Origin of the sequence: Actinotignum timonense (genome assembly GCF_900155575.1) — a bacterium.
Taxonomy (GTDB): Bacteria; Actinomycetota; Actinomycetes; order Actinomycetales; family Actinomycetaceae; genus Actinotignum; species Actinotignum timonense.
In genome coordinates this window covers 132,660-152,004 of sequence record NZ_LT706966.1, presented here as the reverse complement: position 1 = coordinate 152,004, position 19,345 = coordinate 132,660, and the positions used below count along the sequence as shown (strand labels likewise).

Annotated in this window: 19 protein-coding genes; 8 read left to right on the top strand and 11 right to left on the bottom strand. The window is 59.4% G+C overall.

The window, feature by feature from the left end:
• Positions 1-71 precede the first annotated feature (71 nt).
• Positions 72-1,445, top strand: a complete 1,374-nt coding sequence (locus CZ322_RS00675) for a class II fumarate hydratase (RefSeq protein ID WP_087071115.1) — start codon at positions 72-74, stop codon at positions 1,443-1,445.
• A gap of 62 nt (positions 1,446-1,507) precedes the next feature.
• Here the strand turns inward: CZ322_RS00675 and CZ322_RS00670 are convergent, their stop codons facing one another.
• The 6 genes from CZ322_RS00670 to CZ322_RS10050 all read right to left on the bottom strand — a co-directional run bounded on the left by CZ322_RS00670 (position 1,508) and on the right by CZ322_RS10050 (position 5,363).
• A complete protein-coding gene (locus tag CZ322_RS00670) occupies positions 1,508-2,467 on the bottom strand; it encodes an SGNH/GDSL hydrolase family protein (RefSeq protein ID WP_087069794.1) in 960 nt (319 codons plus the stop codon).
• Positions 2,468-3,034, bottom strand: a complete 567-nt coding sequence (locus CZ322_RS00665; protein ID WP_087069793.1) for a dihydrofolate reductase — start codon at positions 3,032-3,034, stop codon at positions 2,468-2,470. It lies immediately after the preceding gene.
• A gap of 9 nt (positions 3,035-3,043) precedes the next feature.
• Positions 3,044-3,844, bottom strand: coding sequence for a thymidylate synthase (locus CZ322_RS00660; RefSeq protein WP_087069792.1), 801 nt, complete (start codon positions 3,842-3,844; stop codon positions 3,044-3,046).
• 110 nt (positions 3,845-3,954) lie between these two features.
• Positions 3,955-4,413, bottom strand: a complete 459-nt coding sequence (locus CZ322_RS00655) for a DUF2505 domain-containing protein (RefSeq protein ID WP_159454961.1) — start codon at positions 4,411-4,413, stop codon at positions 3,955-3,957.
• 94 nt (positions 4,414-4,507) lie between these two features.
• Positions 4,508-4,768 (bottom strand): helix-turn-helix domain-containing protein, encoded by a 261-nt coding sequence (locus tag CZ322_RS00650; protein ID WP_087069790.1) that lies wholly within the window; start codon positions 4,766-4,768, stop codon positions 4,508-4,510.
• A gap of 37 nt (positions 4,769-4,805) precedes the next feature.
• Positions 4,806-5,363: a DUF2335 domain-containing protein gene (locus tag CZ322_RS10050; protein WP_200807157.1), complete on the bottom strand. Its 558-nt coding sequence runs from the start codon at positions 5,361-5,363 to the stop codon at positions 4,806-4,808.
• Between the two features lie 214 nt (positions 5,364-5,577).
• Here CZ322_RS10050 and galK point away from each other — a divergent pair, with 214 nt between their 5' ends.
• Entirely contained in the window at positions 5,578-6,759 is a 1,182-nt protein-coding gene (gene galK, locus CZ322_RS00640; RefSeq protein WP_087069789.1) for a galactokinase, read from the top strand.
• 7 nt (positions 6,760-6,766) lie between these two features.
• Here galK and galE read toward each other — a convergent pair whose 3' ends face one another.
• The 3 genes from galE to CZ322_RS00625 all read right to left on the bottom strand — a co-directional run bounded on the left by galE (position 6,767) and on the right by CZ322_RS00625 (position 10,643).
• A complete protein-coding gene (galE, locus tag CZ322_RS00635; RefSeq protein WP_087069788.1) occupies positions 6,767-7,783 on the bottom strand; it encodes a UDP-glucose 4-epimerase GalE in 1,017 nt (338 codons plus the stop codon).
• Positions 7,784-7,835: 52 nt separating this feature from the next.
• The gene (locus tag CZ322_RS00630) at positions 7,836-9,392 is read right to left on the bottom strand and encodes a galactose-1-phosphate uridylyltransferase (RefSeq protein ID WP_087069787.1); all 1,557 of its coding nucleotides are present in this window, start codon (positions 9,390-9,392) and stop codon (positions 7,836-7,838) included.
• Between the two features lie 66 nt (positions 9,393-9,458).
• Entirely contained in the window at positions 9,459-10,643 is a 1,185-nt protein-coding gene (locus tag CZ322_RS00625; protein WP_159454960.1) for an ROK family transcriptional regulator, read from the bottom strand.
• A gap of 73 nt (positions 10,644-10,716) precedes the next feature.
• Here CZ322_RS00625 and CZ322_RS00620 point away from each other — a divergent pair, with 73 nt between their 5' ends.
• The 6 genes from CZ322_RS00620 to CZ322_RS00595 all read left to right on the top strand — a co-directional run bounded on the left by CZ322_RS00620 (position 10,717) and on the right by CZ322_RS00595 (position 17,649).
• Positions 10,717-11,715 carry a carbohydrate ABC transporter permease gene (locus CZ322_RS00620; RefSeq protein ID WP_234984396.1) on the top strand — a complete coding sequence of 333 codons (999 nt, stop codon included), beginning with the start codon at positions 10,717-10,719 and terminating at the stop codon, positions 11,713-11,715.
• A gap of 16 nt (positions 11,716-11,731) precedes the next feature.
• The gene (locus CZ322_RS00615) at positions 11,732-12,643 is read left to right on the top strand and encodes a carbohydrate ABC transporter permease (protein WP_087069786.1); all 912 of its coding nucleotides are present in this window, start codon (positions 11,732-11,734) and stop codon (positions 12,641-12,643) included.
• 73 nt (positions 12,644-12,716) lie between these two features.
• On the top strand, positions 12,717-14,081 hold the full coding sequence (locus tag CZ322_RS00610) for an ABC transporter substrate-binding protein (protein ID WP_087069785.1): 1,365 nt from the start codon (positions 12,717-12,719) through the stop codon (positions 14,079-14,081).
• Between the two features lie 78 nt (positions 14,082-14,159).
• A complete protein-coding gene (locus tag CZ322_RS00605; RefSeq protein ID WP_087069784.1) occupies positions 14,160-15,686 on the top strand; it encodes a glycoside hydrolase family 36 protein in 1,527 nt (508 codons plus the stop codon).
• Between the two features lie 84 nt (positions 15,687-15,770).
• On the top strand, positions 15,771-17,093 hold the full coding sequence (locus CZ322_RS00600) for a family 16 glycosylhydrolase (RefSeq protein WP_087069783.1): 1,323 nt from the start codon (positions 15,771-15,773) through the stop codon (positions 17,091-17,093).
• Between the two features lie 133 nt (positions 17,094-17,226).
• On the top strand, positions 17,227-17,649 hold the full coding sequence (locus tag CZ322_RS00595; RefSeq protein ID WP_087069782.1) for a hypothetical protein: 423 nt from the start codon (positions 17,227-17,229) through the stop codon (positions 17,647-17,649).
• Positions 17,650-17,674: 25 nt separating this feature from the next.
• Here CZ322_RS00595 and CZ322_RS00590 read toward each other — a convergent pair whose 3' ends face one another.
• Together CZ322_RS00590 and CZ322_RS00585 are read right to left on the bottom strand one after the other, a co-directional pair.
• The gene (locus CZ322_RS00590) at positions 17,675-18,178 is read right to left on the bottom strand and encodes a hypothetical protein (RefSeq protein WP_087069781.1); all 504 of its coding nucleotides are present in this window, start codon (positions 18,176-18,178) and stop codon (positions 17,675-17,677) included.
• Positions 18,175-19,341 carry an MFS transporter gene (locus tag CZ322_RS00585; RefSeq protein ID WP_087071112.1) on the bottom strand — a complete coding sequence of 389 codons (1,167 nt, stop codon included), beginning with the start codon at positions 19,339-19,341 and terminating at the stop codon, positions 18,175-18,177. The genes CZ322_RS00590 and CZ322_RS00585 overlap by 4 nt, the downstream gene beginning before the upstream one ends.
• Positions 19,342-19,345 lie beyond the last annotated feature (4 nt).

Here is a 19,345-nt window from a genome sequence, read left to right as displayed (position 1 = left end):
GCGCGGCCGGCACCGCCGCCGCAACGCAGCCCGCCGCCGCAGCTCAGCTCACCCGCACGGAAACGGATTCGATGGGCCCGGTCGAGGTGCCCGCCGCGCACTACTGGGGCGCGCAGACCGCTCGCTCGCTCCAGCATTTCCCCATCGGCGGGGAACGCTACACCTGGGGCGGCCCCCTCATCCACGCCTTTGGGCTACTCAAAGGCGCTTCCGCCCGCGCGAATGCCGAACTCGGAGTACTTGATCCGCAGCTCGCCACCCTTATCACCGCCGCTGCCAGCGAGGTAGCCGAAGGCGTGCTCGACGCGGAATTCCCGCTCAAGGTGTTCCAGACCGGTTCGGGCACCCAAACGAATATGAACGTCAATGAGGTGATTGCCGCGCGCGCGAATGAGATCGCTACCGGCCAGCGCGGTGGGAAAAGCCCGGTGCACCCCAATGACCACGTTAATAAGGGCCAGTCCTCGAATGATGCTTTCCCGACCGCGATGTATGTGGCGGTGGCTCGCCAGGCGCACCGCCACCTCATCCCGGCGGTGGAGGCCCTGGCGGCCACGTTCCGCGCTCGCGCGAGCCAGTTCCCGGATGTGGTGATGGTGGGGCGCACCCATCTGCAGGATGCCACCCCGATCCGCTGGGATCAGGTGGTGGGTTCCTGGGCGGCGCAGCTGGAGGGCACGCTCGCGGGGGTGCGGGCAGCAGTGCGGGGCCTGTACCGGGTGGCGCTGGGCGGTACCGCGGTGGGTACCGGCCTGAATTCGCATCCGCGTTTCGCGGCGCGGGTCTGCGAGCTGCTCGAGGAGGCGACCGGCTTGCCGTTCCGCCCCGCGGATGATCTGCCCGCGGCGCTGGCCGCCCACGATGACCTCGTGGCTTTTTCGGCTAGCCTGCGCACCCTGGCCGCCGCGGCCATGAAGATCGCGAACGATATTCGCTGGTATGCCTCCGGCCCGCGCACCGGCATCGGTGAAATCGCGATCCCCGATAACGAGCCGGGTTCCTCGATTATGCCGGGCAAGGTGAATCCGACCCAGGCGGAGGCCCTCACCCAGGTCTGCGTCGCGATTTTCGGTTTCGACGCCGCGGTTGCTTTCGCCGGCTCGCAGGGCAATTTCCAGCTCAACGTCTACAAACCGGTCATGGTGTTTTCGGTGCTGGAGGCACTGCGCCTCCTCGGCGACGCCCTGCGCACCTTCGAACGTTTCTGCGCGGCCGGCATCGCCCCGCGCGAGGACGTCATCTCCGCGCACCTGGACCGCAATCTCATGCTGGTCACCGCACTCGCTCCTCATATTGGGTACGACGCCGCAGCCAAGCTGGCCCGCGCCGCTCAGGCCAGCGGGGCGTCGCTGCGGGAGGTCGCGCTTGCTTCGGGGCAGGTGAGCGCGGCTGATTTTGACACGTGGGTGAATCCGGCGGCAATGACCGAACCGGAGGCTAGCTAGGTGTGCAGCTCCCGGAAGCCGCTACATCAGGTCTACTCGGATAGCAGTGCTCGGGCAGGAGGCTACGGTGTTGCTGGAGCACTTTCGGGGATTGAGAGGATGGCGAAGCCGGCTTGGGCGAGGAGCTCGCGCAGGTAGGCGTGTATTTCGCGGTAGCCGCGCGCGGTGGGATGCATCCAGGCTCGAATATCCGTGGAAGTGAAGGGGGAGACGAGCCAGGCTTCTTCACTGTCTTCACTGTCCTCACTGTCGCGGAAGGCGTGGGCGTGCGGTTCGTGCCCGGCGAATAGTGCTTGGGTGGAGGCGAAGAGGAAACGCTCGGAGCCGGTTTCTTTCCGCATCTGTGCGGTGACACGTTCTTGCATGGCGTCCGCGGCGCCTTGGAGCTGGGCGAGGGCAGCCCCGGCATCATAGCTTTCCACGACCGGTGGGATGAGGTAGGAGTGTTCCGCGAAGAGCCGCGGATAGCCCACCAGGATAGCGGTGGCCTGGCCGTGGGAGGCGGCATTAATGGACCGCAGGATCTCCAGTGTGGCGGTCTCGATAGCCGGGAGGGCCGCGGTGGCTGCGTTCATGGCTTCTTCGCAGCTCTTCGGGGCGCGGAGCACGAAGCAGGAGCTGACGATCTGGGAGAAGTTGGCATCGTTGCCGCCGGCGGTGAGGAACACGACCGAGGTCGCTGGGGTGACAGCGCTGACTTGTTCGGCTATATCGGATGTGCGCGCCCCGGAGCACGAGGCGTTGGTGTAGCTGGCGCCGAGTTCGCGGGCGAGCGGGGCGGAGTAGTTATCAGGGGAGCGCCGGCAGGTATCTTCTTCGTAGGCGCCGGCCCCGTTACCGGAGGAAAAAGAATCGCCCAGCTGCACGATGGCGGTGATGGGCCGCGGGGTGGGGGAGGGCTGCCCGCCCGCGTTGCCAGCTGGAGTGCAGGCCGCGCAGCTGAGCGCCACGGCGGCAAGGGCGGCAGCGACCCGCACAGTGCGCGCGCTGCCTAGCCCGCGGCCGGCGCCCGCACGCGGCATTTAGGCCACCTGCCAGGCCGCATCCGGGGTAGCGGGAAGCAGACCCTCCGGGATAGCAACACCGGGGCGAGCCCAGACTTCGTACCGGTAGCGCAGCCCGGTACGCGAGGTATGCCAGCCTTCATGAGCGGCTCCCGGCGAGCACATCCGCAGTTCCCATTCCGGGGTGATTGCGGGCGCGAAAATATCAGCATCCACATCGGCATCAATAACAGTGCGGATAAGCACCTGTGAACATTCCCGGGTTTCGGCATAGACCCCGGCACCCCCGCATACCCAGGCGGCATCCGCCCCGGTAGCGCGGGCCAGCGTGAACGCCTCCTCAAGATTCGCGGCCAGCTGGGCACCGGGAACCTCAAAATCTTCTTGGGTGCTCACCACGATGGTGGGGGAGTGTGGCATGGGCCGCCGCCCCGCTGAAATCCAGGTTTTCCGCCCCATAATAACGGGCCGCTCGCGCACCGCCGCCCGGAAAAAGGCCGAATCTTCTGGAACATTCCAGGGCAGCCGCAAGCCTTTCGCGAGGGCGTGGTCATGGGCTTCCGCCCAGATTTGTGCAATGAGCATGGCTTCCTCCTAGACCGAGACCGCGCCGGTGAGCTTGGGGTGGTGCTGGTAGCCCTGGGTGGCCGAAATATCATCCATCTCATAGGAGAAGAGGGAATCGGCTTTGCGCAGCTCCAGGGTGGGGAAGGGGTAGGGCTCACGCGAAATCTGTTCGCGCACCTGATCAAGATGGTTGAGGTAGATATGGCAATCCCCGCCCGTCCACACGAAATCACCAACATCCAGGCCGACCTGCTGGGCAATCATATGGGTGAGAAGAGAATACGAGGCAATATTGAAAGGCACCCCGAGGAACATATCCGCACTGCGCTGGTAGAGCTGGCAGGACAGCTTGCCATCAGCCACGTAGAACTGGAAGAAAGCATGGCAGGGCTGGAGCGCCATCTTATCCAGATCCGCCACATTCCACGCGGAAACAATCATGCGCCGCGAATCCGGGTTGCTGCGCAGGGTTTCCAGGAGCTGGGAAATCTGATCGATATGCCGGCCATCCGGCGCGGGCCAGCTGCGCCACTGGTAGCCGTAGACCGGGCCGAGCTCACCATGTTCATCAGCCCATTCATCCCAAATGGTGATGCCATTGCGCTGCAACCACTCAATATTGGTAGAGCCGCGCAAGAACCACAGCAGTTCCCCTTTAATGGGCTTCATGGCCACGAACTTGGTGGTGATACGCGGGAAACCATCAGCCAGGTGGTAGCGCAGCTGGCGCCCGAAGACAGAGAGGGTACCCGTGCCGGTGCGGTCCCCCTTGCGAGTCCCATTGGCGAGGATATCGGCAAGCAGATCTTCATATTGGCGATTAATCATGAACCCATCCTACGTGGCTACTACGACAGAAAAATTGGCTGCGAAAAAGCACCTGGCTCGGCCGCTTCGGCAAGCCTTCCCCGAGAAGGGCAGCATGCCGGGCGAGCATCCTAGCCCTGCGCGATGATCTCGCGGATAAGCGCGGCGTCGTGCTCCACCACTTTCGCGGCGTACTGGGCCACTTTCTCTTCAATTTTCTTGCCGACGAAAGGAATGGAGACCCGCACCTCACCGGTGACCGTGACGGTGGCCGGCCCGGAACCGGAAACCTGGAAATCAGCGCTGGCGTGGACGGGGAGTTTGGCTTCCAACTGCGCTGCGACGTCGTTCCCACTGCGGGTGAATACAATACTGGCCGCTAAACCGGAAGAAAGGAAACGCTGGGCCTGCGCGGGAAGCTGGTCGGTGCTGACCTGCACCGTCATGACCGCGCGCTCGGCGCCGGGCGTGAAGGAGGACGGTTGCGTATGGAGCGCTGCGAGGCGGCGGTTGGCGAGTTCTTCGGACATGAGAACGGTGGCGACGGCGCTCGCGGGGGCGCTGATCTCGTAGGTATGGGAAAACTGCATGGCTATATTTTCCCGCATGGGTGCGGCGCGAGGGAAGCTCGGTCGGATTTTTCAGCGCAGAGCCGGAGAGGTGGGGGCGTGGCGCGCGGAATGGTTACTCAACGTCGAGGTCTCTTACGTTGTATTCGATGGCGACGCCGATATCTACCGCGTAGGAATGCAGCCGTTGCAGTGTAGGGTTGATGACCCCTGACTCTAACTCGGAGACCCACTCCGGTGTTACGCCGAGGCGTTGGGCAACAAGGTCTTGAGAGATGCCCTTGCTTTCACGCATGGTGCCGAGAGCTTCGAGAAATAGGCGATTTCGGCGTGCCTGCTCATATGAGCGTTGCGTAACTTCGGGAAGGAGGTCCATGGTTATTGCCCCTCTACGCGGGAAGTTGCTCTTTTAGCTAATGACTACTTTCATCATCGTTTTTCCCCTTTATTGCGGCGATAAGTTTTGGTGCAGAAGTTATCGCCGCAGCGCCAAAACCAGCCCAGGTCCCCGCGTCGCTCCCCGTCCAGACAGAAAGCGCAGCAATGCCGAGACACGCAAGTGGAACTAAGGCAAAAGAAGCACTAACCAGGATAGACGACCATTTTTCGGTCTGGGTTAACCTTCGATTGTCCTCAATGATTGATTGCTGGTTTGCCTGCGCCATTTCCAGGATGGTGCGCGCAGCCCCGGGTAGGGCCTTTTCATATGCTGCAAACTCATGCGCCGGTGGAAGTGGTCCAGCATGAAATTGAGCGTATTCGAGAATTTTCAGCTCATTTTGCGATAATCCGACATCGCCTGGCGCAGCGAGTTCCCGGTGAGGATCCAGGCCTGTTCGACCGTGTTCCGCTTCCTTATTGCTTCGCGATTCTGACGCAATCTCTTGGATAGATCCGGGGTCGTCGAGATTTCGATTCCCCGGGCCACGCCTCTCTTGAAAGCGTTCAGTCTGCTCGTCATCCGTACTCACGACCTCTCCTAGCTTTCTCTACATACTTCGTTACAATCCTAACCTAAAAACCAGTGTTCCCATATGGTTAAAACGAGCGAAATACGTATGAAACGCATAGCTTCGCGGCGGGAGGAACGGGCTTGTGACGCTGCATCGCTTCTCGCCAAATCGCTTATTCCGCTCTGGTAAACTTGGCTTGTTTCTCAACGACGAGCGAGCATAGGGACACTCAATGTCATTAGCTTTCACCGCTGCGTGGGATACTGCCGAAGGAACTCGGCGGGCTCAGGAGCTTTTCACCCGTACATTTGGCGAAACGGCTGAACGCGTGGCTTTCGCACCCGGGCGAGTCAATCTTATTGGCGAACACACCGACTACAACGCCGGGCTGTGCCTCCCCATCGCGCTACCGCACCGCACCTACGTTGCCCTGAGCGTGCGCAGCGATAACCGCGTTCGGCTGATATCCGAGCACGGTGAACTGTGGGAGGGGTACGTTGAAGATATCAATTCCGCTATGCCGGGATCGTGGATTTCCTATGCTGCCGGACCCGCCTGGGCATTAGATGTGCAGCGCGGCTACGACGCGGCCATCGTCTCCTGCGTTCCGCTGGGAGCAGGGCTTTCCTCTTCGGCAGCCCTCGAATGCGCCATGGCATGCGCGATCAACCCGCGCCTCATTCAGGAAGAACCGAACGCTGTTGTCACTGCCTGCATCCGCGCGGAAAACGAAGTGGCGCACGCGCCCACAGGCGGAATGGACCAAACGGTATCCGTCTTCGGGAACGACGGCGCAGCTGTTGCGCTAGATTTCCACTCCCACACGCACAGCCTTATTCCCGCAGATTTCGCGGCAGCCGGATTGCAACTCGTTGTTATCAATACCCGCGCCAAGCACTCCCTATCTGACGGCCAATACGGAAATCGCCGCCAGGAATGCGAAGAAGCCGCAAAGGTTCTGGGGCTGAGCTCCTTGCGTGAAGCAAACGCGGAGGACATCGCCACCCTTAGTGGAGCGCAAGCGAAGCTCAGCGGGGTGCACGCCCGGCGTGCGCGGCACGTTATCACCGAAAACGCCCGCGTGACCCGTGCCATCGAAGCCCTGAGGGCAGGTGATTTCCACACCCTTGGCAAGCTGTTCAACGCATCGCACGCATCGCTACGCGATGACTTCGAGGTTTCCTGCCCCGAACTGGATTGCGTGGTTGAAGCAGCATGCCAGCACGGCGCCTTGGGCGCACGCATGACCGGCGGCGGATTCGGCGGCTCCGCAATCGCGCTGGTTCCGATTGGCAAAGTAGAGGCGCTCGCGGCCGGTGTTATGGAAGCGGCCGCAGCCCGCGGATTCCCCACCCCGGAACTGCTGCTAGCGCAGGCAAGCTGTGGGGCCCGCCTGGTCAGCGGGGCGCTCTAAGCGCTGCTTAGCCCCGCAAGCCCGCGGGATTCATTCGCTGCCAGTGCAGGGAAGAGGCCGCCATCTCATCAAGGGAATGGGTGGCCCGCCAGCCCAATTCACGCGCGGCTTTACTGGCATCGGCATAGCTGGAAGCGATATCGCCGGGGCGCCGGGCAACCACCCGGTAGGGAATCTTGATCCCGGCGGCCTTTTCATAGGCGTGAATAACCTCCAAAACCGAGGAGCCGTGGCCGGTGCCCAGGTTATATACGTACACGCCCGGCGCAGTGACCTTCTCAACCGCAGCAACGTGTCCGCGTGCTAAATCAACAACGTGGATGTAATCGCGCACACCGGTACCGTCCGGGGTGTCATAGTCATCGCCGAAAACCTGGACGTGGTCCAGCTCGCCGACCACAACTTTCGCCACATACGGGGTGAGATTAGCGGGGATTCCCTTGGGGTCTTCTCCGATCAAGCCGCTGGGATGGGCGCCAGTAGGATTGAAATACCGCAGCAGCACCACCGTCCACTCCGGGTCAGCTTTCTGGATATCCTCCAAAATCTGCTCGGTCATCACTTTGGTGTGCCCGTACGGATTCGTGGCCATCCCCGCCGGAGACTCCTCCGTCAACGGCAAAGACACCGGATCCCCGTAAACCGTGGCCGAACTAGAAAATACAATCTTCTTCACCGAATGGGCTTGCATAACCGACAGCAATGCCAGCGCCCCGCCAATATTATTCTCGTAATACTTGAGTGGGTGCGCCACGGATTCACCCACCGCTTTGAACCCGGCGAAATAAATGACCCAGTCAATCGAGTGGCGGCTGAAAACCCGGTCGAGGGCTTGCGTATCACGAACGTCAATATCGTAAGCGGGCAGGTCATGATCGGTAATCCGGCGCACGCGCTCCACGGCTTCCGGGCTGGAATTCGCGTAATTATCCACGCACACCACGGTGTAACCCTGCTCAAGAAGTTCAATACTCGTGTGGGTGCCGATATAGCCAGCACCTCCGGCTACTAAAACAGTTGTCATCACTAACCTCTTTTCACAAACCTGTTGTCTAGTTCTGTGCGGACGTGCGGTATCACGCCTGCGGATACCAGCCGCATTCAGCCAGGAAGCTCGCGGTATCCGCTTCGCTCGGGAAAACTGCGGTATTTTCGAGAATGCGAACGCAGACGCTACCCAGTTCGGTCCGGATCGCATCCTCCACACTTTCCTTATCGCGGGCCTCACCAAGCAATCGGCGGATCTCTTCGAAAATCATGGCGAATTCCGGAAGCTCTTCGGGCAGGCCCCGTCCATCCTCCAAAGCTTGCGCGAGCAGCGCGAGCTGCCGCTGCAAACGAGCCGGCAAAATAAACAAGCCCTGCGCTTCGATCAGACCAATGGATTCCTGCTTGACGGGGAAAAACTCCGGGTGCGCGTGGAAAACTCCCTGCGGATAGCGTTCGCTGGTGATATTCGAGCGCAAAATGATGTTCATTTCGTAGCCACGCTCGGTACGCACACAGGTGGGCGATACCCCGGAATGCTGCCCCTCCGCGTCCCGCGAAATAATGCCGAGCCGCTCATTCGTGTACGCATTCCACGCCCGAGTGATGCCGTAGCTGGCTCGCCGCACGGCCGCGCGGTCACGCCCCACAACGCGCAGCACACTTCCGGGCCACTCCACGCTTTCTAGTACGACGGCGCACTCTTCTGCCGAGGTGTAGCTCTGGCGAGCAGGGGTGGTGTGGAGGGGGAGGGTTTCCAGGCCGCCCTGATAGTGATCATGCCCGAGCACGGAGCCCCCGATCCGGGGGAGGGTGGCATTGCACCCAATAAAGTACCCGGGGAAGGTATCAACGAAGTCCATGAGCCTGTCAAAGGTGGCTTCGTCGATATGCATGGGGATGTGCTTAGTGTTCACCGCGATCCCGTGCTGCGTGAAATATCCGTAGGGAGAGAACTGCCAGAACCAGTCCTGGCCCGCTAAACGCAGGGGCACCGTGCGGAGAGTGGCTTTAGATCGCCCCGCAAAGCCTTCGTTCTCCGGGCAGATCGTGCATTTGGGATAGCCGCCCGCAAGGGAATTTCCACTCGCCGCGGTACGCGGGTCTTTGAACTCGGGCTTGGCCAAATTGATGGTAATAATCAGGCCTTGAGATTCGAAACGCGGATTGCGGTCAAGCACGCTGCGCTTCACGTAGTCATTTGCCACGCCGTAGTTATAGAACCATTCCATAGCCGCTCGGCCACCCGCCGCAGCGCTCAAAGCGGCAAACTTGGTGCGGATAACGGAGGGTGGGCTGCTTACGATTCCCATGACCCTATCGGCCAGAGCTGCTCGGCCACCCGGCTCAATGAGCGCGGCGTTTTCGCATGCGTCCAGAAACTCGTTCAGCACGCTATCGGGCCTGCCACCGCGCGCGGGATTTGCACCCGATGGACTCGAGGGGGCGGGCTTCGCACCCTCATCACTATCGAGCACAGCCCGAACTTTTTCCGCTCCGGGGTACGAATTCAGAGAAAAAATCTCAAAGATGCGATTGCGGGTCAGGGTGATATCGCGGGTATCAAGATCAAGATATTCCTGGGCATAGGTGAGCAGAGCATCGATGCTGCGGTACACCTTGAGGAGGTGTGGGGGAGGTGTCATGGCCACTTCTTCCGCTGAGGACGTGCCGCCCAGCCAACCCGGACAACCACGTCAAAATCGAACTAGTTATCTACGGTAAATTTCTTGGAAACCTTGGACGGATGGGAATACTTCCGAGGAAGAAGCCATCTGCGTGAGGTCATCGGTGAGGGTGTCCAGTCCTTGCCGCAATGCTCCTAAGCAAATAGCGCGCGGGCCCAGGGCTGATACGGAAACTTCCGGCATAATCGGGCAGATCCTCCGTAAGTTCTCGATGAATCGCTCCAAGAACGTATCCGCATAGGCGGAGTATTTCCCGCCCACCACCACGTGGGAGGGGGCAAGCGCGAGGATCATAGCGGAAGCTCCCAGGGAGAGAGCATCGGCGAAGTCATCAACGAAATCGCGGGCGCGCGGATCGCTATCCACGCTCTCGAAAATCTTGGTGCGGGAGGGAACGTCCCCTTCGGGGTACAGCTCCCGGGCGTGGGTTGCCGCTTCGATATCGCGCCAGCGCAGTACCCCAAGTTCGCCGATCAGGCCGGCCCCGCCTCGCAGCCCGCGGTGGATACGCCCGCCCACGATGGCGGCTGCACCGGTACGTTCACCGGAGAGGATATACAGCACTTCGTCGTGGCCTTCCGCGGCTCCCTGCCAGGCTTCCCCGAGGGCACCGAGGGCGCAATCGCCGGCCACCACCGTGTGGCAGCCCAGCCTGCTGGAGATTTGGGCTGCGATGTCGCTGCCCTGCCACCCAGGCATTCCACTCCCGCCGAAGTACTCAACTGCGCCGTCGTTAATAACACCGGGTGACGCGACCGAACAGAGTGTAATATCTCTCACGTCTAGTTTCGCGTCCGCGAGGGTGCTCCGCCCCAAATCGACGGCCGCGTCAATACGCTCATTAGCCACCTGAGCTGCGGAAAGTTCGCAGGTGCGCTCGGCAAGAACCTCGCCTCGGGCATTGCAGAGCATCGCGGTGCAATGGTGCGCGCCAATATCTAAACCGAGCACGTAAACGGCCTGCTCGTCCAGCACCCAGCGCACCGCCGGGCGCCCCAGCGTGTTTTCGGGCTCCAGCTGTTTGAGCCAACCCAAATCATCAAGATCGGCCACGATGCTTTCCGCAGCCGGCCGCGTGACGCCAATTTTCCCCGCAATTTCCGCGATAGTCTGCGATTCGCGCACCAGGTACTGGCACGCCGCAAGGAGGTTCATGCGGCGCTGCACCCTGCGGGTCACCGCAGCCGGGAACTTCGAAACGTTTGACATACTAAAGAAACTAACGTAATAATGTTCGCGAGGCAACCGGTAACCAGATACTGGACCAGATACTGGATACGCAATGAAGCGAAAACCTGCCCCGGCAGGTATGGAGGCGATGATGCACACAGCCGCAGCTACAGCCGAGAACGGCGTAGTACCCGCACGAAAGAAACCACGCGCGCAAGGAACTCCGCGCGGGAGCCGCTTCCACCGCAAGGGTGAGGGGCGCGCGGCGGTACTCTTCCTGGCTCCGGCAGTCATCGGATTCGTGGTCTTCTACCTCATTCCGATTGTGCGCGGCATCCACATGTCCTTCACCGATTGGAACCTGCTCGAGGATGCGAAATGGGTGGGCTGGGATAACTACGCGCGGCTCCTTTCGGACGACACCTTCCTGAACTCCATCAAGGTGACGGTCATCTACGTGCTCGTGAATATCTCTACCCAGACCATCCTGGGACTCGGCATCGCCTTCCTCATGCAAAAGGTTTCGCAATCCACCCTGGTGCGTTCCGTTTTGCTGCTCCCCTGGCTCGTTCCCAATGTCACGATCGCGGCCATTACGCTGTTCATCCTCGATCCCACGGTTGGCCTACTCAACCACCTCATCGGTTTTATCGGGGTTGGTCCCATTTCCTTCTACGGCAACCCGGATATCGCGATCTACACCGTGGCTCTGGTGAACTCCTGGCGCAATATGGGCTATACCGGGCTGCTGCTTTTCGCGGGAATGCAAACAATTCCCCGCATGATCTACGAAGCTGCGGAAACGGAAGGCGCCTCCACCTGGCAAACGTTCCGCCACGTCACCCTCCCGCTGCTGCGCCCCATCCTCGTCATGGTTGTGGTGGTCTCCATGATCGGTTCCTTCCAGATCTTTGACACCGTTTCGGTTGCCACCTCGGGCGGGCCGGGCAACTCCACCCGAGTGATCTACCTGTATATCTACGAGAAAGCCTTCGAACAATTCGATATGGGCTATGCCTCCGCGATGGCAGTGGTGCTCATGCTGGCTCTGGTTGTTATTACGATCATCCAGCTGCGGCTCGCTCGCTCCAACGAATCCGATATGAACTAAGGGGCTGGGAAGAACAATGAAGCTGATCGCACGCACAACGAAAAAACGGCACCAGCCCGTGACGGCCCGAAAAGTGGCGGGATGGGGATTGCTTATTCTTCTCATTATTGTCACGGTTCTTCCGCTGCTGTGGGCGCTGCGTACCGCGCTCACACCCAATTCGGAAATCTTCTCCGGGAACTATTCCCTCATCCCCGAGAACGCCACCACCATCAATTTCCGGAGGGTGCTGGGCATGACAACCCCGGAAGAAAGCGTGGCCGCGGGAGGCACGGCGGCCACCATTAACATCTGGCTCTATATGCGCAATTCGCTGCTCTTCGTGGCGATTCTGGTTTTCGCTCAGGTGACCACCTCCACCATGGCGGCCTACGCGCTCTCACGCCTGCACTTCCGCGGCCGGGATACCCTTTTCGTCACGCTGCTGGTGGCGCTTATGATTCCCCCGATTTTCGTGGCCCTCCCCAACTTCGTGCTCATGGACAAATTGGCGTGGATCAACACCTTCCAGGGTTTGCTCGCCCCGTACGTGCTCATCTGCCCCTTCGGGATTTTCTTCCTGCGCCAATTCATGCTGTCGCTCCCGCGGGAAGTGGAAGAAGCCGCCATGCTCGACGGCGCGAGCCGGTGGACGGTTTTCCGGAAAATGATCGTGCCCATGTGCGCCGCACCCATCACCACCCTCGCGATTATTCAAGCGGTATTCGGATGGAACGAATACATGTGGCCCCAACTCATCGCCAAGGGTGACTCCGTGCGGCTCCTCAATGTGGCCCTGTCCGTTTTCGCGCAGTCTTCACCCTCCACCCGCCCCGATTGGGCCGGTCTCATGGCCGCGGCGACCTTGCAGATCATCCCGATGTTCATCTTGCTCATTATCTTCGGTAAGCGCCTGGTTAACTCTCTTGGTTTGACCGCCGCGAAATAGGCGGGCACAAGTCAAGTACCCAAAAATTGAAATAAGTAACGACGACGACGTCACCTTCGAGAAAGGAACTCAGATGCGTAAGGTATCGCAACTGGTCGCCATAGGTGCAACTATGTGCCTCGCATTGGGAGCGTGCTCCAACGGCACCTCCGTATCCCAAGGGAAAAGTGACTCTGGCAAAGAGTCCAACTCCAAAGAAGTCACCTACCGGCTCTGGGACGCTGGCCAGCAGGCCACCTACCAGAAGTGCGCGGTTGCTTTTGAAAAGGAAACCGGTATCAAGGTCAAGATTGAACAGCAGGGCTGGGATGACTACTGGAAGAATCTGACCACCGACCTCGTTTCTGGCACAGCGCCGGATGTTATTACCAACCACGTGCAGTACTATCCCGAGCTCGCGGGTAAGGGCCAGCTCCTGGACCTCAACCAGTACATGAAAGAGGGGGAGATCGATTTCTCCAAGTACACCGGTGAACTCGCCAACCTGTGGGTCAAGGACGGTAAGCGCTACGGCATCCCGCAGGACTGGGACACCATCGCATTTGTCTACAACACCAAACTCATCGAAGAGGCGGGAGTCTCCGCCGATGAGCTCAAGAAGCTGACCTGGAATCCGCAAGACGGCGGTACCTTTGGCAAGCTCATCGCCCATTTGACCATTGATAATAACGGCAAGCGCGGCGATGAACCCGGTTTCGATAAGAACAATGTCAAGGTTTACGGCTGGGGCCTGGAAAAGGGCGGCGGAATCGTCGGCCAGGGCCAGTGGTCGTGGTTCGCCCTCTCCAACGGTTTCAAGTACCTCGATAAGAATCCCTTCGGCACCGAGTACAAGATGAACGATCCCAAGCTCGCCGAAGCGATGACCTGGTGGCAAAAGCAGATCGAAGCCGGCTACGTTACCCCGCTGGAAATTGCCGGTCCGCTGGGCCTGGAACCCATGATGGAACAGGGCAAGGCCGCGCTGGTTCCGGACGGTTCCTGGCGTATCAAGATGTGGTCTAGCTCGGAGAAGAACAAGTTCGGTTTCGCCCCGCTTCCCGAAGGCCCGCAAGGCCGCAAGACCATCATTAACGGCCTGGCTCCCTCCATCACCAAGCAGGCAAAGAATCCCGAAGCTGCGTTCCAGTGGGTCAAGTTCCTCACCTCGGATAAGTGCCAGTCCATTGTTGCCGAAGACGCGGTTGTCTTCCCCTCGCTGACCGAATACTCCGAGAAGGCCGCCCAATCGCATGAGAAGGCAGGCCGGGACGTTTCGGCATTCACCGAAATCACCAAGGATGCCTCCAACCTCGCCTACTACCCGATCACCGATAAAGGCAATGAGATCGCAACGGAAGGCCAGGTCACCTTCGATGAGATCGAACAGCTCTCCGTTGAGCCGGCCGAGGCACTGGCCAAGCTCAATGACAAGGTGAACTCCATCCTCACCAAGTAACCCCATTACCTACACGGCGGGGTGCGGTTAGGCACTCGGGCAAACCGCACTCCGCCGGATATCTTTCGCGGAGAAAACATGGACATCCACACCGACTCAGGTACGTTCACCGTCCACGGGGCCAGCGCCGTCGTACCACTTAATACAAGCGACTACCTCATTACCGGAACGTCGTGGAAACTTTCCCACCCGTGGGGCGCCACCGAATACTACCGGCACGGGTGGAATTCCTGGACCCCCACCCGGTGGTGGACGCTGCGCCGCGAACCGTGGCGAATCTGGGACAAGCCCGCACGCGCGCTCACGGCCGACGACGCCGCAACGGATACTCCCACGGAGCACCACTCGTCCATGGTCACCGCCTTGAGCGGCCCGGAAGGGCGCACTCTCCTTATCGGAGCCGTGCACGCCTCCTCGCCGCTCTTGAGAATCACCGCGGAAGAAGTAGCAGCCAGCGCGGAAGCCGGGGAAGCTTCGTGGCTGGTGAGCATAGGGACCGAACCGCAGGCATTTGGCCGCTACGCGGGTGTTCTTAAAGAAGAATATTTGGGGGAGCGCACCCCGCTGCGGGCGGCGGAAACGCTCGGACCGGTGTGGTCCTCCTGGTATTCCTGGTTTGAAGAAATAACCGCGGAGATTATTACCGCGGAAATAGCGCCCGCACGGGAGCTGGGCTACGGCACCATTCAGATCGACGACGGCTGGGAACGCCGAGTCGGGGACTGGCGGGCCAACGCGAAATTCGCCGCGGGCATGCCGGATGTGTTTGCCAAGATTCACGATGCGGGCCTGAAAGCCGGGCTGTGGGTCGCCCCCTTTATCGCCCTTCCAGATACTCCGGTGGTCTCCTCCTACCCGGAACTGTTCCTCCACAACGCGGATGGCTCCCTGACCGTGACCGGTAATAATTGGGGAGAAAACTATTACGCGCTCGATTTTTCCAAGCCCCAATCGCACGACTGGCTGGCGACCACTATGTCCGCGATCCAGAGCTGGGGTGTGGATATGTTCAAACTTGATTTCATCTATGCCGCCGCAGTAGCCGGGGAACGCACGGGCGGTATGCCGCGCGAAGACGCCTACCGAAGCGGCCTGGAAACAATTCGTGCCGCCCTGGGTGACGAGGTGTATTTGCTCGGTTCCGGAGCGGTTATAAACGCGTCCCTCGGCGTGCTGGACGGGGTCCGGGTTGGCCCGGATACCGCACCCTACTGGGATAATAGTGAACGGGTGCGGGACCCATCCGGGCCGGCGGTGGTCAATGCGCTGCGGAATTCGCTCTCGCGCACCTGGCTCAAGCCGCTCCTTGATTGCGACCCCGATGTTGCCTACTTCCGTACCCGCGGATCGCTGCTTTCTCCCGAGGTTAATGCCTTGACCGCGGAGGCGGCCCTTGCGTGTGAATTCGCGCAATGCTCGTGCCCGGCGGCCTGGCTCAGTGACGAAGAAAAAGCGGCGGTGCGCGCCTGGACCACGCGTTTCCGCGGGGCTCCGGAGGTTCGCCAACTCGGGCGCTATCGCTTTGAGATCAACGGAGAAATCATCGATTTTGATCCCTACCTCAACCCGACAACTCGTGTTTCTGACCGGCTCTTGGTGAAGTAACGCATGGATGCCACTTCTATCAGCTGGCCGGAGCATGGAGCAATGCCGCTCCGAAGGTGAAGCACGTTCCCGAAAGGACACCTCATGAAACTCGGTAAAAATATGCTTCTACGGCGAAGTGTGAGCAGTGCTGCGCTCCTCGCTGTGGTTGGCGCAGCAACGCTCCTTCCCTGCGCCAGTGCCGCGGCTCCCTCGAAAGACCTGGGCGGTAGCGTTGCTGCCCCGGAACAGATTATTGACCCATCCACGCCGGCTAAAGAAGGAATGGTGCTGACCGCATCTTCCGAATTCAACGGCACAAGCGTCAACGATGCCCTGTTCACGGACCGCTATCTACCCCATTGGTCAACCTCGCCCGGCACCAAAGCGAACTACGAAGTGAGTGGCGGCACGCTCAAACTCAAGATCACCGCGGACCAGCAACCCTGGGACCCGAACTTTGACGGCTCGACGCGGGTTTCCTCGCTGCAGACCTATCAAAAAGACTATCTGCACGAGTGGACCAAGTACCCCGGGATCGCGCAGCATACGCAGCCGTTCCGGGGGCATCTCCAGAAATACGGATATTTCGAGTTGCGAGCCCGCGCCGCGAGCGGGGGAGGCCTGCACAGCGCCTGGTGGATGACCGGAGCTAACCAGGACGTGCCCGAAGGGCAGGGCGGATGGTCACGCCAGAACGGCGAAGTTGATATTTTTGAGATCCTCGGGCGCAATAACGCCACAGTGGCGCAAAGCGCGATTCACCCCTGGGGTGATTGGGGTCGGCTCTTCCCCTGGACAACCAAGATTTCCACCGGCACCGATCTTTCTGAAGGTTTCCACACCTACGGCTTTGAATGGAAGCCCTCGGGGATGAAGGTGTACATCGACGGCGTTGAGAAATTCTCCACCCCGCTATCCCCGAATTATCCGATGCTCACCTACCTCGGCCTGTACGAGAAACGCGAAGCTGATTCTTGGACCGGCCCCTTCGATCCCGCGATTCCGTATCCGAAGACGTTCGAGATTGATTATTTCCGCGCTTACCAATTTGCGCCGAGCTCACTGCCCTATACCCTCGCGACGACCGATGGCGTGATGCGGGGCGAAACCCGGGTTGCGAGCGGGACAACACGGTGGCTAGGTGGCGCGGGTAATGACGTTACTCTTACCTCCGTTTATGCACCGGAAGCTGGCACGTATCGCCTCGGTATTGAATACCGTAGCGGTGAGGTGCGTGACCTCCACGTAAATGTGAACGACGACGCATATGTGCTCGGCGGCCTCTCAACGGGATCTTTCAGCGGCGCATTCTCCTGGGCGAATACCTCGATCTCCTTACGTCAAGGTTGGAATACCGTGCGCCTGGGGAATCCGAACGCTCCCGCACCCGACCTCCGTAATATCAGAATAGAATCGAGGGAATGAGGATGACGCAGGCGTTGGTTAGCAGATAGCGCTTGCGGCACGCGCGCCCAGCGGAGGTGATATGGCTACTGATATAACGACGATACTAAGTCCTAGAACGATCAGGAATATCCTGCGTTTTCGAACGGCTTGTATGGTTGTTCTTGCCGTGCTCGTTGCGTGGCTCGGGGCGATAGGCGCGATCTACTGGAATATCGTTCCAGGATTCTATATTGACCGAACTCCTACGATTCCCGAGGATGCGCACATCGTTGTCAATCAGGCTACTGCCGGGGAGAAGATTTTCACGGTATATCGGGATGAGGGCGATGTGTGCGTCGCCGCGTACGGGAAGGTATTTGATATCCCGTATACGGAATGTGTGCCTACCGCAGAACAGATTGAGCCCTCAGATATCACCGTGCAATGGCTTGGTTTCAACGGCGAAGAAGTGGATCCCGCTTCTCTCGAGGTTGCGGCGGTTCGCTTTCGCATCGAAGCCGGAGGGAAGATCATCCTCGAGCACACCGAATCCTACTTTGAGGAAGCGTTTCATATACTTGGAAAGATCACCTAGCGTGATGATCTAGTTGGCGCGCGGGCTATAAGCCAGGGGCTGGTTCGTCCGGTGTCGATACATCGGATGTTGGCGCATTCGGCGCGGTTGTGCCCGGAGCGTGCTCATGGGCGCGCAAATCTTGGTTCTGTGCTTGCTGCCGGAGGAAAGTTTCATAACGGATTTTTTCTTTGCGGAAGCGGCAGGCCAGTAAGCAGACAAAGGTATAAACTCCGCAATTCACAAGGAAATAACCACCGAAAAAGCGCGGCATATCCAGAACCTTATCCCACGTCAGCGGCCACATTCCCAGACCTGCTACCAATCCGATAAAGATGCTGATCCCGCACAACACTAAGGATTTTCGGGATACCAGGCGCAGCGGAAGAATCAAACCGAGGAGGCTACAAGCGAGTATTGATCCTAAGGCCAGGTACCCGGCGTAGTAGCGCTTATCGGGTTGAATGAGGTCCAAGATGGGATACGCGGCATGGCACACAAAGATCAGCAGAGCTACGGATACGTACGACTTCCAGCTAAGATTCTTCACCGTTGCTCCTCTTTCGTTTCCTTGACCTGAACGTAACGATTTGCGATTGGAATCCAAGTCAGCATGACGAAGAAAAGAACAAGGGCGATTCCACCCACCGTCACCACCGGACTTTGATCTGCGCCCCAGCCGATGACCGGGTTGAGCAAGATTCCGATGAGACTTCCCAGTGTGCTCGCCACGTTTAAAACTGTCGCACGGCGCTCGCTCGGAATTTCCTTGTTAGCGACTGCCCGAGTGATCGGTCCACGCGCGAACATGCTGATAACCACCAATGTGAAACCACTGATTACGCATATGATGTGCGGAATCATCATCAAGATAAATCCAATGACGCCGTATCCGAAAGCGAGGAGAAGGCCTACTCGCCGGCCGACTCGCTCAACGATCACCCCGGAGAAATGATCGTAAACTGCCGCAGCTAATTGCGCACCGCCAACGATGAAACCCCAGAAGGCAAGCGGTACATCAACTCGATCAAAAATTGGCTGGTTGAGCGTAAACACTGAATTGAAGAGCACGAAGACCGCTGCCGAAGCGACAGCGGTATACAGCAGTACCGGGGAGCTGAACAACAAGCTAATTCCCTGCTTCAAAGAAACAAGTGCTGTTTCTTCCGTGGCTTTTTCAGATGCAGAAGCGGGTTGTGGTGGGAGGAAAAGAACCGCTACCGAGGCTAGACAAGCAGCGATAGCGGCCGCGCAAGCCGGCAAAGCAACATCAATCTTTGCGAGCACTCCACCCACGAACGAAGCAAAGACCCCGGCCACTAACTCAAGGGCGCCGAAGTGTCCCCACACCGCAACTGAGTCCCGATCTGCATCGTCGCCGAGAGCTTCGTAGATGTAGGCATCCTGCGTGCCGGTGAGCATCGCAATTCCTAGGCCGCTCAGCACAAATGACAAGGTGAACGCAGTGAACGAGTTACCCAGCGCAAAAACAACTTCCGCACACCCGTTGAATACGAAACCGGAAAGGATAACCCACCGGCGATCAATTCTGTCCGATATAAGCCCGCTGGGTACTTCTGCAACAAGGATGCTCGCTAAGAGAATACTCTCGAAAATGAAAATATCTTCGAGGGACTGCCCTCGAGAAGTCAGGAAAACTACGCTAACCGGAACATAAAAGGTCAAGCCGGCAGCAATAATAGCCAGGGCCATGGGC